At 70.4% G+C, this 15,599-nt stretch carries 14 protein-coding genes; 11 read left to right on the top strand and 3 right to left on the bottom strand.

What is annotated here, in order from left to right:
* The first annotated feature begins 2 nt into the window (after window positions 1-2).
* From ABZ795_RS22295 to ABZ795_RS22275, 5 genes are read left to right on the top strand one after another with little or no spacing between them, the layout of a single operon-like run.
* Window positions 3-1,340 (top strand): extracellular solute-binding protein, encoded by a 1,338-nt coding sequence (locus ABZ795_RS22295; RefSeq protein ID WP_357531718.1) that lies wholly within the window; start codon window positions 3-5, stop codon window positions 1,338-1,340.
* Window positions 1,341-1,369: 29 nt separating this feature from the next.
* Window positions 1,370-2,353: a sugar ABC transporter permease gene (locus ABZ795_RS22290; protein ID WP_327025355.1), complete on the top strand. Its 984-nt coding sequence runs from the start codon at window positions 1,370-1,372 to the stop codon at window positions 2,351-2,353.
* Window positions 2,353-3,237 carry a carbohydrate ABC transporter permease gene (locus ABZ795_RS22285; RefSeq protein ID WP_357531717.1) on the top strand — a complete coding sequence of 295 codons (885 nt, stop codon included), beginning with the start codon at window positions 2,353-2,355 and terminating at the stop codon, window positions 3,235-3,237. Before ABZ795_RS22290 ends, ABZ795_RS22285 begins: the two co-directional genes overlap by 1 nt.
* Window positions 3,221-3,838, top strand: coding sequence for a hypothetical protein (locus ABZ795_RS22280; RefSeq protein WP_357531716.1), 618 nt, complete (start codon window positions 3,221-3,223; stop codon window positions 3,836-3,838). The genes ABZ795_RS22285 and ABZ795_RS22280 overlap by 17 nt, the downstream gene beginning before the upstream one ends.
* Complete coding sequence (locus ABZ795_RS22275) at window positions 3,835-4,707, top strand: PmoA family protein (protein WP_357531715.1); 873 nt, start codon at window positions 3,835-3,837, stop codon at window positions 4,705-4,707. Before ABZ795_RS22280 ends, ABZ795_RS22275 begins: the two co-directional genes overlap by 4 nt.
* A gap of 49 nt (window positions 4,708-4,756) precedes the next feature.
* On the opposite strand, the gene ABZ795_RS22270 is transcribed toward ABZ795_RS22275, so the two are convergent.
* Window positions 4,757-7,363, bottom strand: a complete 2,607-nt coding sequence (locus ABZ795_RS22270) for a CHAT domain-containing protein (RefSeq protein ID WP_357531714.1) — start codon at window positions 7,361-7,363, stop codon at window positions 4,757-4,759.
* A 187-nt stretch (window positions 7,364-7,550) separates the two neighbouring features.
* Between ABZ795_RS22270 and ABZ795_RS22265 the strand changes: the two genes are divergently transcribed.
* The 3 genes from ABZ795_RS22265 to ABZ795_RS22255 are packed head-to-tail and all read left to right on the top strand — an operon-like array spanning window position 7,551 to window position 9,953.
* Window positions 7,551-8,858 carry a S8/S53 family peptidase gene (locus tag ABZ795_RS22265; protein WP_357531713.1) on the top strand — a complete coding sequence of 436 codons (1,308 nt, stop codon included), beginning with the start codon at window positions 7,551-7,553 and terminating at the stop codon, window positions 8,856-8,858.
* Window positions 8,855-9,514: a sigma-70 family RNA polymerase sigma factor gene (locus ABZ795_RS22260; RefSeq protein ID WP_357531712.1), complete on the top strand. Its 660-nt coding sequence runs from the start codon at window positions 8,855-8,857 to the stop codon at window positions 9,512-9,514. Before ABZ795_RS22265 ends, ABZ795_RS22260 begins: the two co-directional genes overlap by 4 nt.
* Complete coding sequence (locus ABZ795_RS22255) at window positions 9,489-9,953, top strand: carboxypeptidase-like regulatory domain-containing protein (RefSeq protein ID WP_327025362.1); 465 nt, start codon at window positions 9,489-9,491, stop codon at window positions 9,951-9,953. The genes ABZ795_RS22260 and ABZ795_RS22255 overlap by 26 nt, the downstream gene beginning before the upstream one ends.
* Window positions 9,954-10,032: 79 nt before the next feature.
* On the opposite strand, the gene ABZ795_RS22250 is transcribed toward ABZ795_RS22255, so the two are convergent.
* Both ABZ795_RS22250 and ABZ795_RS22245 read right to left on the bottom strand, forming a co-directional pair.
* On the bottom strand, window positions 10,033-11,058 hold the full coding sequence (locus tag ABZ795_RS22250) for a hypothetical protein (RefSeq protein ID WP_357531711.1): 1,026 nt from the start codon (window positions 11,056-11,058) through the stop codon (window positions 10,033-10,035).
* Window positions 11,059-11,203: 145 nt separating this feature from the next.
* Entirely contained in the window at window positions 11,204-12,211 is a 1,008-nt protein-coding gene (locus tag ABZ795_RS22245) for a LacI family DNA-binding transcriptional regulator (protein ID WP_327025364.1), read from the bottom strand.
* 139 nt (window positions 12,212-12,350) lie between these two features.
* Here ABZ795_RS22245 and ABZ795_RS22240 point away from each other — a divergent pair, with 139 nt between their 5' ends.
* From ABZ795_RS22240 to ABZ795_RS22230, 3 genes are read left to right on the top strand one after another with little or no spacing between them, the layout of a single operon-like run.
* Complete coding sequence (locus ABZ795_RS22240; RefSeq protein ID WP_357531710.1) at window positions 12,351-13,658, top strand: extracellular solute-binding protein; 1,308 nt, start codon at window positions 12,351-12,353, stop codon at window positions 13,656-13,658.
* Window positions 13,655-14,656 (top strand): sugar ABC transporter permease, encoded by a 1,002-nt coding sequence (locus ABZ795_RS22235; protein WP_357531709.1) that lies wholly within the window; start codon window positions 13,655-13,657, stop codon window positions 14,654-14,656. The genes ABZ795_RS22240 and ABZ795_RS22235 overlap by 4 nt, the downstream gene beginning before the upstream one ends.
* 1 nt (window position 14,657) lies before the next feature.
* On the top strand, window positions 14,658-15,518 hold the full coding sequence (locus tag ABZ795_RS22230) for a carbohydrate ABC transporter permease (RefSeq protein ID WP_327025367.1): 861 nt from the start codon (window positions 14,658-14,660) through the stop codon (window positions 15,516-15,518).
* Window positions 15,519-15,599: the final 81 nt, after the last annotated feature.

Below are 15,599 nucleotides of genomic sequence, written 5' to 3'. Positions count from 1 at the left end.
ACATGCACCCCGCAACGCACCCCACCAGCGCGCCCGACGGGCGCACTTACCGTACCCCCCTGCTGCGCCGCCGGTTGCTGCGCGGCCTGCTCGCCGCGGTCGTGGCCCTGCCCCTGGTCGGGGCCGCGGCGGCCTGCGGTGGCGACGACGCCGCCGACGGCAAGACCAAGATCTCCATCTTCTGGTGGGGCGGTGACGCCCGCAACGCGCTGACCGTGCAGGCGCTCGACCTCTACACCAAGAAGAACCCGGACGTGGTCTTCGAGACCACCTGGCAGGCCAACCAGGGCTACTTCGACAAGCTGGCCACCCTCACCGCCGGCGGCAACCCGCCGGACATCTTCCAGATCGACGACAACTACCTGACCGAGTACGCGGCCCGTAACGCCACCCTGGACCTGAAGAAGTATCAGGACGCAGGCGACCTGGACACCACGAAGTTCCCGCCCAGCCTGCTCCAGTACGGCGTGGTCGACGGCAAGCTCGCCGGTCTGGCCGCCGGGGAGAACACGCAGGGCCTGGTCTACAACAAGACCCTGCTGACCAAGAACGGGCTGCCCGAGCCGACCACCGGGATGAGCTGGGAGGAGCACATCGCCTGGGCCGAGCAGGTCAGCAAGAAGACCGGGGTGCCCGGCACCCAGGACCCCAGCGCCGACTACAAGGCCTTCTGGGTGTGGCTGCGCCAGCAGGGCAAGGACCTCTACTCCGGCAGCGACCTGGGCTTCACCGCCGAGGACGTGACCAAGTGGTTCGAGCTGTGGAAGGGGGCCCGGGACTCCGGCGCCACCCCGACCCCGGACGTCATCCACGAGGGCAACGCCACCGACATCACCAAGCAGCTCGTGGTCACCGGCAAGTCGGCCACCTCCTGGGTCTGGGTCAACCAGATGCCGGAGCTGAAGAAGAACACCGCCGACGAGTTGGGCGTCATCGCCTACCCCGGTGACCCGAGCGCCCAGTGGGCCCGCGCGTCGATGTACTGGTCGGTCTTCCGGGGCAGCAAGAACGCCGACATCGCGGTCGACGTGATCAATTTCCTGGTCAACGACCCGGAGGCGGTCAAGCTGCTCGGCACCGACCGGGGTCTGCCCTCCAACCTGGACCTGCGTCGGGTGGTCAGCGACGACACCACCGACCCGGCGATGAAGCAGTCCATCGAGGTGGAGACCAAGCTGGCCGAGACCTTCGGCGCGGCCCCCCAGGTGCCGATCAAGGGCCACAGCAAGGTACGCGCCGAGCTGACCAAGGCCGCCGAGAACGCCCAGTACGGCCGGGCCACCCCCGCCGAGGCCGCCGCCCAGTTCGTCGCCGCCGGCAAGGCAGCGATCGCCTCCTGAGCGCCGCGATACCCGGAGAGGAGCAGTTCGTGGCCCTGACCACGGCGCCCGACCCGACCCGCCGCGGCACCGGATCCGTCCGACCCCCCGCCACCCGGCGCGGGACCGGACGGATCCGGCACGGGGAAGGTCTGGCCGGCTACATCTTCCTGTCGCCCTGGCTCATCGGTCTGATGGGCATCACGGCGCTACCCATGCTGTTGTCGCTGTACCTCAGCTTCACCAACTACGACATCCTCACCCCCTGGTCCGAGGTGGAATGGGTCGGGCTGGCCAACTACGAACGGATGTTCACCGCCGACCCCTCGTGGTGGCACTCCGTCCGGGTCACCCTGCGGTTCGCCCTGATCGCCGTACCGCTGAAACTGGCCGCGGCGCTCGGGGTGGCCCTGCTGCTCAACCGGGCCTGGCGCGGGGTCGGGCTGTTCCGTGGTCTGTTCTACCTGCCGTCGCTGCTCGGCGGCAGCGTGGCACTGGCCATCGTCTGGGTGAACATGTTCAACCGCGAGGGAGCCTTCAACTCCTTCCTCGCCCTGTTCGGCATCGAGGGCAAGCCCTGGGTCAACGACCCGGACTGGGCCCTGGAGACCCTGATGGTGCTGGCCATCTGGCAGTTCGGCGCCCCGATGGTGATCTTCCTGGCCGGGCTCAAGCAGGTGCCGACCGAGCTGTACGAGGCCGCCGCGGTGGACGGGGCCGGCAAGTTCCGGCAGTTCGTCAGCGTCACCCTGCCGATGCTCTCCCCGGTGATCTTCTTCAACCTGGTGCTGGAGACCATCAACGGTTTCCAGGGCTTCACCGCCGCCTTCGTGCTCAGCAACGGCACCGGCGGGCCGATCGACTCGACCCTGATGTACACCCTCAACCTGTACATCGCCGGGTTCACCGATCTGGAGATGGGCTACGCCTCCGCGATGGCCTGGGTCTTCCTGATCGCCATCGCGCTCATCACGGTCGTCTTCTTCAGCACCGGCCGGTTCTGGGTGCACTACTCCGACGGGGAGGACCGCTGATGGTGGCGAGCACCGTGGCCCCGCCCGTGGCGGCCCGCCCGCAGCGCTCACGCAGCCGGTCCTGGCTGCGGCTGATCATCCTGCTGGCCATCGTGGCGGTCGTGCTCTACCCGCTGATCTGGATGATCGGCACCTCGGTGAAGTCGCAGCAGGAGATCGTCAGCAACATCGGTCTGCTGCCGGAGCGCTTCACCCCGGGCAACTACACCGACGGGTGGAGCAACTTCGACGTCAGCTTCGGCCGGTTCTTCCTCAACAGCGCGATGGTCAGCCTGCTGACCGTCCTCGGCAACGCGGTGAGCTGCCTGCTGGCCGCGTACGCCTTCGCCCGGTTGAGGTTCCGGCTGCGGCGGCTGTGGTTCGCCGTCATGATCGGCACCCTGCTGTTGCCGGCGCACGTGCTGATCGTGCCGCAGTACATCCTGTTCCGCACCCTCGGCCTGGTCGGCGGGGACTGGCCGTACCTGCCGCTGCTGATCCCGCAGTTCCTGGCCACGGAGGCCTTCTTCGTCTTCCTGATGGTGCAGTTCATGCGGGGCATCCCGCGCGAGTTGGACGAGGCCGCCCGGATCGACGGTGCGGGCGCGTTCGGCATCTTCCGGCACGTCATCCTGCCGCTGAGCCGACCCGCCCTGGTCACCACGGCGATCTTCTCGTTCATCTGGACCTGGAACGAGTTCTTCCGGCAACTGGTCTTCCTGTCCGAGTTGAGCGACTACACCGTGCCGGTGGCGTTGACCCTGTTCATCGACTCGACCAGCCAGAGCGCGATCGGCCCGATGTTCGCCATGGCGGTGCTCTCCCTGCTGCCGGTCTTCGTGTTCTTCGTAGCCTTCCAACGGATGCTCGTCGAGGGGATCAACACCAGTGGAATCAAGGGTTGACCAGCCGCCGGGCCGCGACTGGCGGGACACCGTACGCGACGGGGCCGACCTGGCCCTGGTGGGCATCCTGACCGTGCTCGCCTCGGCTCCGGTGCTGACCGCCGGGGCCGCGATCGGCACGGCCAGCGCGGCCGTGCACGACTGGCTGGCCACCGGCAGTTGGCCGACCGCCCGGCAGACCCTGTCCCGATTCGGTAGGGGACTGCTGCCCGGCCTGCCGGCCACCCTGCTGGGTCTCGGCAGCCTGGGACTGCTCGTCACCAACCTGGTGGTGCTGGCCACCGGCCGGGTGCCGGGGGGAACGGTGGGGATGGTCCTCACCACCGCAGTGGCGACGATCCTGCTCGGGTACGCCGCCGCGATCGTGGTCGAGGTGGGCCGCACCGGGGGCACCGGGTGGGCCCCGGCGGTCACCCGGGCCGCCCGGGGCTGCCTGGACCACCCGGCCACCTGCGCCGGGCTGGCCGGCACCAGCCTGGTAGCCCTGCTGCTGGGGGTGCTGGTCACCCCGGTGGCGGTGCCGATCCTCGCCGGGTACGCGCTGGCCGCGGTGCACGCGGTGGCCCGCCGTCGACCGGTCACCCGCACGGAGCTGTCGTGAGCGCCGAGGTAGCCGATCAGGAACTGCTGGTCGAGGGCATCCCGGTGGCCCGGTACGTACTGGCCCCCGACCTGGCGGCCAAGCACGGCCCCCGGCCCTACCTGCATCCGGTGCGTACCCTGGCTGGCACCCCGGTCACGGACGCCCTGCCCGCCGACCATGTCTGGCACCTCGGGGCCTCCCTGGCGGTGCAGGACGTCAACGGCACCAACCTGTGGGGCGGGCGCACCTATGTCCGGGACCAGGGCTACACCTGGCGTGCCGACCACGGCCGGATCGTGCACACCGGTTGGGAACACCGCTCGACCGACCGGCTGGGCCACCGGCTGCACTGGTGCGATCCGGCCGGGGAGGTCCTGCTGACCGAGCGGCGTACCCTGACCGCCGCAGCCGACGGGGCCGACCGGTGGCGGTTGGAGATCGACAGCACCCTCACCGCCCCCGCCGACCGGGAGGTCGTGCTGGGCAGCCCGGCCACCAACGGTCGTCCCGGTGGTGCCGGCTACGGGGGATTCTTCTGGCGGGGGGTGGCCGCTGAGACACCCCAGGTGTTCACCGCCTCCCTCACCGGCGAGGAGGCCGTCAACGGGTGCGCCGAGCCCTGGGTGGCGATGACCGGCCGGGCACCGCAGGGCGGGGAGTACACCCTGGTCTTCAGTGGCCTGGGCGCGGGGGACCGGTGGTTCGTCCGAGCGGGCATGTATCCCGGGGTCTGTGTGGCCTTCGCCTTCGCGCAGACCGCCACCATCCCGGCCGGCCAGGCCCGCCACAACCGCTACCAGGTCGTCATCGCCGACGGCACCCGAACTGCCGCGGAGATCCAGCGGTGGCAGCCCAGCTGGTCCTCCGGGGGTGCGGGCGACAGCTGAGCTGCCACCGCTTGGAGGGCGCGTGGGGTGGGCGCCCTGAGGGCCTGAGTCAGCCGGCGCCCAGGCAGACGAAGGCGGCGGCGGTGGCCGGGGCGGTGGGGTCGCCACCGGTGACGAAGGCCCGCTGGGCCTCGGCCAAGGCCTGCGCCGGGCCGACCCCGGCGTGCATCCGGCGGTGCAGATCCAGCATGAGGGCGGTGGTGGGTTCCGCCGGTACCGGCAGCACGGTGGCGATCAGACACCGGGTGCCCAGGGCCAGCAGCACGGCCGCGAAACCCATGATCTCGTCCCCGGGGCGTACCCCGGTCAGCCCTGATTCGCAGGCGGAGAGCACCACACAGCCGGGCGGTCGGGCGATGCCCTCCCACTCGTAGGCGAACAGCGGCCCGTCGGCCAACTCCAAAGTGGAGAACTGGGGGTTGTCCGCGCGGAAGGCGCCGTGCGCGGCGATGTGCACCATCGCGGCCCCGTCCAGGGCGGCCGTCAGGGCGGTGGCGGTGGCCTGCCCGCCGGTGAGCAGCCGGGCGGCCGGCAGCACCTGGGCCAGCCGGTGGACCTCCACCGCGCCGGCGGGCAGCCGGGGACCGGCGGCCAGCACCGGGGTGCCCCGGGGCGCGCCCTGCTGCTCGGCGGCCAGCCAGGCGGCGGCCGAGGGGGCCACCGTGACCGCCCGCCCGGTGCCGGTGGGCAGCCCGGCCCAGCCGACCGAGTGCAGGGCCCCGACCGGCACGATCACCAGCGGCCGGTCGGCCAGGCGTCGGCGCAGCGGGTCGAAAAGTTGCCGGTCCAGGGCCGTCGCGGCGTGCTCGACGGCGGCCCGGGCGGCGGCGGAGTCCCCGGTGACGATCAGACGGCGCAGCCCGAACCGGTGCCACCGGGTCAACCGGGTCGCCTCGGTCAGAGAGCCGAGGTCGTGCAGGCTGGCCCGACCGTCGCGGACCAGCACCGCCCCCAGCCGGTCCCCGTGCGCGAACAGTTCGACCAGCACCCGGGAACCGAGCCGGGCGGCCAGGTTGTGCACCCGGGGCGGGGTCAGGGTGCCCGGGCCGCCGGCAGCGTGCCGGGACAGGTCCCGGATGCGCTGCTCCAACCGGGCCTGCCGACCCCGCAGGGCGCGTACCGGCCGACCGGTCAGCACCGCGTCCTCCAGCAGGCCGCTGACCAGCCGGAGTTCGGCCAGGGCCGCGACCAGGTCGGCGTCGTCCGGTGGCAGGGCCGGGCGGGTCCGTACCGAATGGGCTCGCCACCGTTCCGCCCAGGCCAGCACCCGGGTCGGTGCCCCGGCCCGGACGGCGATGTCCAGCCCTTCGGCGGCCAGTTCCTGGCCGTACGCCCCGCTGTTGGCCCGCAGTTCGGTGGCGCCCAGGGAGGTGCGGTGCCGGTCGAGGACGGCCAGTCCTCGGCGCAGGGCCCGGGCGGCGGCAGGTTCCTCGCCGCGCAGCCGATGCCACCGGGCCTGGGCGTACCACCCCTGGGCCCGTCGTGGGGCGGTGCCCCGACCCCGGGTGCCGGCGGCGACGGCGAACAGCTTTGCGGCCCGGTCGGTGCGGCCCAGCTCCACCGCCAGTTGGCCGGCGTCGATGCGGGTGAGCAGGGCGGGATCGGCCCAACCGGTGGCCTCCAGCCGGTCGGCGGTGCGCACCATCGCGGTCAGCAAGGCGGCCGTACGGGTCCCCCGGCGGAACTCGGCCCGCAACTCGACATGCCGGGCGAAGGCTGCCCAGGTCCGGCGGCCCTGCCGGCGGAACCGGCTTCCGGCCGCGGCGGCGGCCTCGGTGGCGATGTCCAGGTCACCGGCGAGCAGGGCGGCCCGCGCCTGAGCCAGCAACGCCTCGGCCAGGTCGGAGGCCATGCCACGGCGACGCAGTTCCCGGATGGCCGCCGCGGCCACCTCGGTGGCCTCCTCCACCAGGGGCACCGAGAGCAGCAACTCGAAGCGGTCCAGCAACAACGCCGGTCGGGGTACGGCCAGCCGTTGGTACTCCTGCCCGACGGCGGCGAACCGGCGCAGCGCCCCGGCGATGTCCCCGCGTCGACCGGCCGCGATTCCGCTGTTCCAACTGGCGTCGGCGGCGGCCAGGTCCAGCCCGAGATCGCGGAAGACCGCCGCCGCCCGGGCCAGGTCGTCGACATCGCCCGGGGCGCCCCGGTGGGCGTTGAGCAGCCCCCGGTTGTTGCGGGCGCGGGCCTCCAGCAGCAGATCCCCCTCCCGTTGGGCGATGTCGATGGCGAGGGTGTAGTCCCGGACCGCCTCGTCGTACCGACCCCGGTAGTGCAGTACCACCCCCCGTTGCATCCGGGCCCGTCCGGCGTCGGCCCCGGTGAGTTCGGGCAGGGCGGCGGTCACCGCCCGCAGGGCCGCCGAGGTGCGGCCGACATTGGCCAGGACGTACCCCAGACTCATCCGGGCCAGGGCCCGGGTCCGGGCCGTCCCGGCGATCCGGACCGCCCGACGCAGGTGCCGCAGGGCGCCGGGGAGGTCGTTGAGTTCCCGCAGTGCCAGGCCGATGGCGCGCTCCGCCGTGGAACGTTCGTCGCCGTCGCCGGTGGCTGGGACCCGCTGGGCGATCATGATCGCCTCACGGGGACGGCGCTGGACGGTGTCGAGCGCCGACTGCGCGGTGCCGCCGGCACCGGCAGCGGTGCTGTCGGGCATGGATCAAGCGTTCCCCAACTGTCGTGGAGCGTCAATGTCGGCAAATGGCCTGACGGTCGGATCGGGGTGGGCAGCCCGTTAGGGCCATTGACATCCACCGATTGATTGGAAGAATCGGTAAGGCCCGCGGAATTCGCCTCGCCGGCCACCCGTGGCCTGCCGATTCCGGGGCCATCTGGGAGGGCCTGTGCATTCTGACCACCCCCGACCAGGCGGCTGGTTGCCCCGACGGCGGCTGCTGGTCGCGTCCGTACTGGCTGCGGCGGCCACCCCACTGGGGGCCGGATGGCGCCCGGGTCCGGCCCTGGCCGACCAGGACGCCGACGACGCGGCCTATCAACTGGCCTTCGACCGGTTGGTGAATGCGGATCGCAATGTGCGTCGGCATACAGTTGCGGGTAGGGAAATTCTCTACCGCCCCCGGCAACTGCTCACCGCCGCCGAGGACACCGGGCGAGTAGCCGCCTGGTTGCGTAAAAGCGGACATCAGGTGCTCATCGGTGACGCTTTCGCCGGGGTGACCCGGTTGCTGTTCTCCGCCGAGGCCGACATCCCGGCGATCGTGACGCTGCTGCGCGACCCCCGGCAGTGGCCCGGTCAGCGGATTCCGCTGGTCCAACCGCACCATGTGCTGCTCGGCCTGGGCAACATCATGGGCAACCCGGGCGGACCACCCCGGGCGATCGCCGCGCTGGCGCCACCGGATCCGGCCCGGGCGGCCGAGGGGGCCGGGGTGACCGTGGGGATCTGCGACACCGGCATCTGGCGGTACGCCGGCGGGCAGCACCCGGACTGGCTGGGCGGGGCCTACCTGCCGGAGCCGGACGACGAGGACCCCCTCTACCTGCACACCGACGTGCTCGCCCCGCAGGGCGGCCACGGCACCTTCGTCGCCGGGGTGGTACGCCAGGCCGCCCCGGGGGTACGTGTCGACCCCGAGACGGCCCTGGAGTCCACCGGCATCGGCGACGAGTCGACGGTGGTGGCCGCCCTGAGCCGACTGGCCTCCCAGGTCAGCGTGGTCAACCTCTCCCTGGGCGGCTTCACCCTGGACGACCAGCCCTCGTTGCCCCTGGCCAACGCCGTGGCCGCGTTGCCACCGACGACCGCGGTGGTGGCTGCGGCGGGCAACGCCGGCACCAACCGACCGCTGTGGCCGGCCGCGCTGGACCGGGTAGTGGCCGTGGCGGCGGTCCGGATGGGTTCCGCCGGCCTGGTGCCGGCCGACTACAGCGGATTCGGGCCCTGGGTGGACGCCTGCGCCCTGGGTCAGCACGACAGCACCTTCGTCCCGGGCATCCTGCCGCTGCCCGGACGACCCACCCTGGTCTTCCACCGCTACGCCCGCTGGTCCGGTACCTCCTTCGCCACCGCCCAGGTCAGCGGTCGGCTGGCCGCCATGATGAGCGCCGGTGGCCTGAGCGCCGACGCCGCCCGGCTGGCCCTGCTGGCCATGCCGCGCTGGCACCCCGACTACGGGGTGCTGGTCGGGTGAGTGTCGACGGCGGCGGTGCCGTGGTGACCGGCCGCAGTACGAGTGATCTGGTAGCCGCCGCGGCCAACGGGGACGAGTCGGGCTGGGTGGAACTGGTCCGCCGCTACACCCCGCTGGTGTACTCGGTGATCCGGGTCCACGACCTGACCGCCGCCGACGCCGCCGATGTCAACCAGACCGTGTGGCTGCGTCTGGTGGAGCGCCTGGACCAGGTACGCGAACCGGAGGCGTTGGCGAGTTGGCTGGCGGTCACCACCCGACGGGAGTGCTACCGCATCTCGCGGCTGGGTCGGCGTACCCAACCCTTCGACCCCTCCGACGGGGCCTTTCAGGGGTGCCACCGGAGCGGGGCGGAGGCGGCCACCCCGGACGAGGATCTGCTCCGCGCCGAACGGCACCAGGCCCTGCGGGAGGGCTTCGCCGAGCTACCGCCGCGCTGCCAGGTACTGCTGTCCCTGCTGACCGCCGATCCGCCGCTGAGCTACCGGCAGATCGCCGAGCGGCTGGGGACCCCGGTCGGCAGCATCGGCCCCACCCAGGCCCGCTGCCTGCGCCGGTTGCGGGAGTCCGGGGCGCTGGCCGCGTACCTTGAAGGGCATCGATCCGCCGCCTCGACGGGAGGGGAGCGCGATGGAGCCGTGGCCGCCGGGCGATGACGACCGGCTGACCGCCGAGCTGGGTGCGGCGCTGTCGGACAGCAGGGGAGTGCCCGAGGAGCACCTGGTCGCCGCGCGGGCGGCGTTCGCCTGGCGGACGGTGGACGCCGAACTGACCCTGGCCGAGTTGACCTTCGACTCGGCCTGCCAGGCGGAACCGGCCGGGCTCACCCGATCGGCCGGTTCCGTGCGGAGCCTGTCCTTCCGGGGCGGCCCGGTCCTGCTGGAGATCGAGGTCAGCCCGGCGGGAATCGTCGGGCAGCTCTGCCCCGCCGAGGGTGGCCGGATCAGTGCCCGGACGGCCACCGGCACCTACGACGAGACAGCGGTGGACGCGGTGGGACTCTTCTCCCTCGGCGTACCGCCGCCCGGGCCGGTCCGACTGCGGGCCGAGGCCGGCGGGTTCACCGTGGTCACCGACTGGGTCTGTCTGCGCTGAGGCCACAAGGGCCGCGGCCGGACAGGGCCACGGGGGTCGTGGGCCGGTTCGGCCCACGACCCCCGCTACACCCCCGGAGTCAGCGCTTGGCGGCGCTGATCAGGTACTGCACACCACCCAGGTCGGTCGACTTGGCCCCGCTGGTGTCCGGGCCGAACTGGGTCACGTTGAACGCGATCTCCCGGTCACTGGCCACCTCGGCCGTGAAGAGCAGCGAGAACTGCACCCGCTCACCGGGGTTGAGCAGCAGGTTGCCCAGGCTGGCCCGGGTCGGCTCGACGATCTCCACCTGGGTCCGGCCGATCGGCCGTACGCCGTTGCCGACCGCGCCACCGGCCCGCCACCGCTCGAACAGCTCCGGTCCGAGGTCGACGACCACCCGGCCGCCGATGGCCTGCAACGGCTCGGCCGCGTTGAAGACCACCTCGTTGCGCGAGGGCACCCGCAACGAGTTGCCGATGGCGAAGGGCCGCCCGGCCGGAGTCGTCTGACCCGCGCCGAGCTGCACCGAGTCGACATTGCGCCACGCGACGTTGTTGTTGTATCGGGTGTTGAGGCTGATGTCCGGGCCATCGATGGTCATCGGGTCGGTGGCGGACACCCAGCGGGCCAGCAGGCAGAAGTGGCCCGGCCCGGGTACCCCGGTCCACGGGATGATGACCGTGGTGACCCCCGGGTTCACGGTCACGTAGGCCGCCCCGATCTGGGTCCAGTGGGTCGGCCAGACCGCACCACCACCGGGGGTCGTCCGGTAGACCTGCAGCGTCCCGGTACCCACCCCGGAGCCGTAGGGCCCGGGGTTACGCAGCTTGACGAAGATGTAGTTGGTCACCCCGACGACGGGGTTCTGACTGACGGCACACTCGGTGGGGTTCGGGCAGACCTTGATGTCCGGGCTGGCCCACAACGGGTTGAGGTTGTGCGGTTGGACCCCGACATCGGCGGTGACGTCCTTGATGTAGACGTCGGTGGTGCTGGTCAGCGCGGCGGGCGCGGTCGCCTCGAACGGCGCGGCCGCCGCGCTGGCGCCCAGCAGGCCGGTCAACGCCGCAGCGGTCAGCCCGACCATCGCGGCCCGGCGGACCCGTGTTCCTAGACTGCTCATGACAGGGTTTCTCCCATCGACGGAGCGTGCGCCGACAAGCGCGTTGCGGTGCTGTGTCGGCGCCGTGACGTCCTTCAAGAGCCGGTGACCGACCCGGAAATACGTCCCCTCAGATGGTGTGAGAACCGGCGGATCGCCCCCGTTTTCAGTCCGGCAGGGATCGGCAGGAGGCGCGGACGACGAGCTCGGTGGGCAGCCGGATGTGGATGTCGCGCTCCACCCCGGCGATCAGATCCACCAGCAGGCGCAGCGCCTCGGCACCCATCCGTTGTATCGGCTGCATGATCGTGGTCAGCGGCGGGTTGACCAGGGCGGACTCCGGAACGTTGTCGAAGCCGATCACGGACAGGTCGTCCGGGACCGACAGCCCCATGCTCCGGGCGACATCGATCGTGGAGATCGCGGACAGGTCGTTACCGGCGAAGACCGCAGTCGGTCGGTCCGGCAGGGCGAGCAGTTCGGCGGCCGTCCCGGCGGCGCTCTCGATGCGGAACCCACCGACCCGTACCAGCCGCTCGTCCACTGTCACGCCCGCATCGGCCATGGCCTGCCGGAAGCCCGCCTCACGCAGCCGGGAGGACTCCAGATCGGCCCGTCCACTGATGTGCCCGATCCGACGATGCCCCAGGGAGAGCAGGTAGTTGGTAGCCAGTACGGCCCCGGCGAAGTTGTCGGAGTCGACCGTGGGCAGACCCGAGGGGCCGGTGTGCGGGTCGACGGCCACGACATGGAAACCCTGTTTGGTCTCCACCACCGTCGGGGTGACGATCACGGCCCCGTCGATCAGGGTTCCGGACAGCCGCGCCAGCGATCGCCGCTCCCAACCGACGGCCGTACCGGCGACATCGCCGCTGGAGTAGGCGAGCAACTGGTAGCCGGTGCCGGTCACCCCCGCCGAGGCCCCCTTGAGCAGTTCGGTGGAGAAGGGTTCGAACTCCGCGACCAGGATGCCCAGGACGTTCGTCCGGTGGCTGCGCAGGCTCTGCGCGCCGAGGCTGGCCTCGTACCCGAGTTGATGGATGACCTGCTGAACCCGCTCGACGGTAGCCTGCGCCACGCCGTACCTGCCATTCACCACCTTGGATACAGTTGCCACGGAGACGCCGGCCGCGCGGGCCACGTCCGACATGTTGACACGCTGCGGGAACGCCACGCCGACGATGATAGAGGGCGGACGGGGTTCGATGAGTGGCGTATCGAAAACGTTATCGACACCGATTGACACTCGGTTACACGGCTGTAAAACTCCCCCGCAGGCCGAGCACCGCGACTGACTAGTCGAGGAGATACCGATGGCTATAAAGCGCCGCGTACGAACCGCCCTAGCGCTGTCCATCACCACCGCACTACTCGCCACCGGATGCAGTGGGGGCGAGTCCGAGGAGCCCGCCGAGAGCGAGCTGTTCAAGAACCCGGTAACCCTGACCTGGTGGCACAACGCCAGCGAGGACGGGGTCGGAAAGGAGTACTGGGCGAAGGTCGCCAAGGACTTCAACGCCCTGCACCCCACGGTGACGATCGAGATCGAGGCGATCGAGACCAACCAACTCCAGCGCACCCGGCTGCCCGCCGCGCTGCTGAGCAACGACCCGCCGGACATCTTCCAGGCCTGGGGTGGCGGTGAGATGCGCGAGCAGGTCGAGGCCGACTACCTCAAGGACATCACCGACCAGGTCAAGGACGAGGTCGCCAACATCGGCAGCTCCGCCGAGATCTGGGCGGTGAACGGCAGGCAGTACGGGCTGCCGTACCGGATGGGTATCGAGGGCATCTGGTACAACAAGGACATGTTCGCCCGGGCCGGCATCGCGGCTCCGCCGACCACGTTCGAGGAACTCAACGAGGCCGTCACCAAGCTCAAGGCGATCAACGTCGTGCCGATCGCGGTCGGCGCCGGTGACAAGTGGCCGGCCGCCCACTGGTGGTACAACTTCGCGCTGCGGGCCTGCTCCGTCGACACCCTGAAGAAGGCCGCCAAGGACCTGGACTTCGAGGACCCTTGCTTCGTCAAGGCCGGCGAGGACCTGAAGTCCTTCATCGACACCAAGCCGTTCCAGAACAACTTCATCGCCACCCCGGGGCAGAACGACCCGACCAGCGCCAACGGCATGCTGGCCAACGGCAAGGCCGCGATGGAGCTGATGGGTGACTGGAACAAGGGCACCCTGGACAACGTCGCCGAGGACAAGGAGGCGTTGAACAAGTTCATCGGCTGGTTCCCGGTTCCGGCGATCAGTGGTTCGCCCGGTGACCCGAAGGCCGCCCTCGGTGGCGGTGACGGGTTCGCCTGCGCCAAGAACGCCCCGGCGGAGTGTGTCGAGTTCCTGAAGTACATCGTCAGCCCCGAGGTCCAGAAGGGTTACGCGGAGACCGGCACCGGTCTGCCGGTGGCCAAGGGCTCCGAGGCCGGCGTGACCGATCCGGCGCTGCGCTCCATCCTGGAGGCCACCACCGGCGCGACCTACGTTCAGCTCTGGCTGGACACCGCCTTCGGTAGCACCGTCGGCAACGCGATGAACGACGCGATCGTCGCCATCTTCGCGGGCAACGGGACGCCGCAGCAGGTCGTCGACGCGATGAAGTCGGCCGCTCGCAAGTGACGTCCACGAACCAGACCCTGAACCCCGCCGGCGGCGTGTCCGCGCCGCCGGCGGGGCTCCGGCCCGCCAACCGCAAGTCCAGCCGGGCCGCCGAGACGCGACGCAAGTGGTACGAGATCATCGGTCTCACCACCCCGGCGATCATCGTGTACGTGATGTTCGTCCTGGTGCCGATGGGCTTCGCCTTCTACTACAGCCTGTTCCGCTGGCGTGGAGTAGGACCGCCCACGGAGTACATCGGCTTCGACAACTACGTGATGGCCTTCCAGGACCCGATCTTCCTGGACGCGTTGCGCAACAACGCCCTCATCGTGTTCGGGTCCCTGATCATCCAGGGCCCCATCGCGTTGGGCGTGGCCCTGTTGCTCAACCGCCACTTCCGGGGCCGTACGGTGTTCCGCCTGCTGGCCTTCGTGCCGTACGTGCTGGCCGAGGTCACCGTCGGCATCATGTGGAAGCTGATCCTGACGGAGAACGGCAGCTTCGACGCGCTGCTGCGCTCACTCGGGTTGGGCGGTCTGGTCCAGGCTTGGCTTGCCGATCTCGATATCGTTATCTGGACCCTGCTGTTCGTCCTGACCTGGAAGTATGTCGGCTTCGCCATCATCCTGCTGCTGGCCGGTCTGTCCAATGTGCCGCAGGAATTGAACGAGGCCGCCGAGATCGACGGGGCGAGCTGGTGGCAGATCCAGCGTCATGTCACCCTGCCGTTGCTGGGCCCGACGATCCGCATCTGGATGTTCCTGTCCATGATCGGCTCGTTGCAGGTCTTCGACGTGATCTGGGTGACCTCGGTGCCGGCGGTACGCTCGCTTGGTGCATCGGCAACCATGGCTACATACATGGTGGACAATGGATTCTTCGCTCGGCTCTGGGGCTACGGCAACGCGATCGCGGTGATCCTGTTCGTCATCTCGTTCGTGGCGGCGATCATTTTCCAGCGCTTCCTGCTCCGGCGAGACATCGAGGGCGCCATCACCACCAGAAGGGCAAAGTGACGTGACGACCGCGAACACCGTTCTGACGCCCGCCAAGCGCCGGCCGGTGTCCTGGGGCAACCCCCTGACCTACGCCTTGGCGCTGGCGGTCGCGGCTGTGTCGATCACGCCGGTGATCTACGTGGTGATCGGTGGTTTCCGGACCACCCCGCAGATCGTCGCGAACCCGGCCGGCATGCCCGACCCATGGGTCATCGACAACTACGTCCGGGTGCTGACCCAGAGCAACTTCTGGCGTCAGGCCTTCAACAGCGCGGTGGTGTCCCTGGGCACCACCCTCGGGGTGGTGGCCCTGGGGGTCTCCGCCGCGTTCGTGCTGGCCCGGTACACCTTCCGGGGTCGTGAGGTGCTCTACACCTTCTTCACCCTGGGCCTGCTGTTCCCGGCCGGGGCGGCGATCCTGCCGCTGTACCTCATGCTGCGCGACCTCAACCTGATCAACTCGTACTACGCGGTGATCCTGCCGCAGGTGGCCTTCTCGCTGCCGCTGACGATCGTCATCCTGCGCCCGTTCCTGACGGCCATCCCGCGTGAACTGGAGGACGCGGCGGCCATCGACGGCACCGGGCGGCTCGGTTTCCTCTGGCGCATCATGTTGCCGCTGTCGCGGCCGGCCCTGGTCACCGTCGGGATCCTGGCGTTCGTCACCAGTTGGAACGCCTTCCTCCTGCCGCTGCTCGTCCTCGGTGACGCCAACCTGCACACCCTGCCGCTTGGCGTGCAGCAGTTCTCCAGCCAGTACAGCTCCGACACGGCCGGCATCCTCGCCTTCACCTCCCTGGCGATGCTGCCCGCCCTCCTGTTCTTCACCTTCGCCGAGAAACAGATCGTCGGAGGCCTGCAAGGTGCGGTCAAGGGCTGAGCGGCAGCCGCACGAGCACCAGAAACGGAAGGCACAGCATGACTGAGGTCCGTCAGGTGGGGGGCGCGTCGGCGCCGACTC

It is taken from the genome of Micromonospora sp. NPDC047134 (assembly GCF_040643455.1).
Classification (GTDB): domain Bacteria; phylum Actinomycetota; class Actinomycetes; order Mycobacteriales; family Micromonosporaceae; genus Micromonospora.
This window is presented reverse-complemented; position numbering and strand designations above follow the sequence as displayed.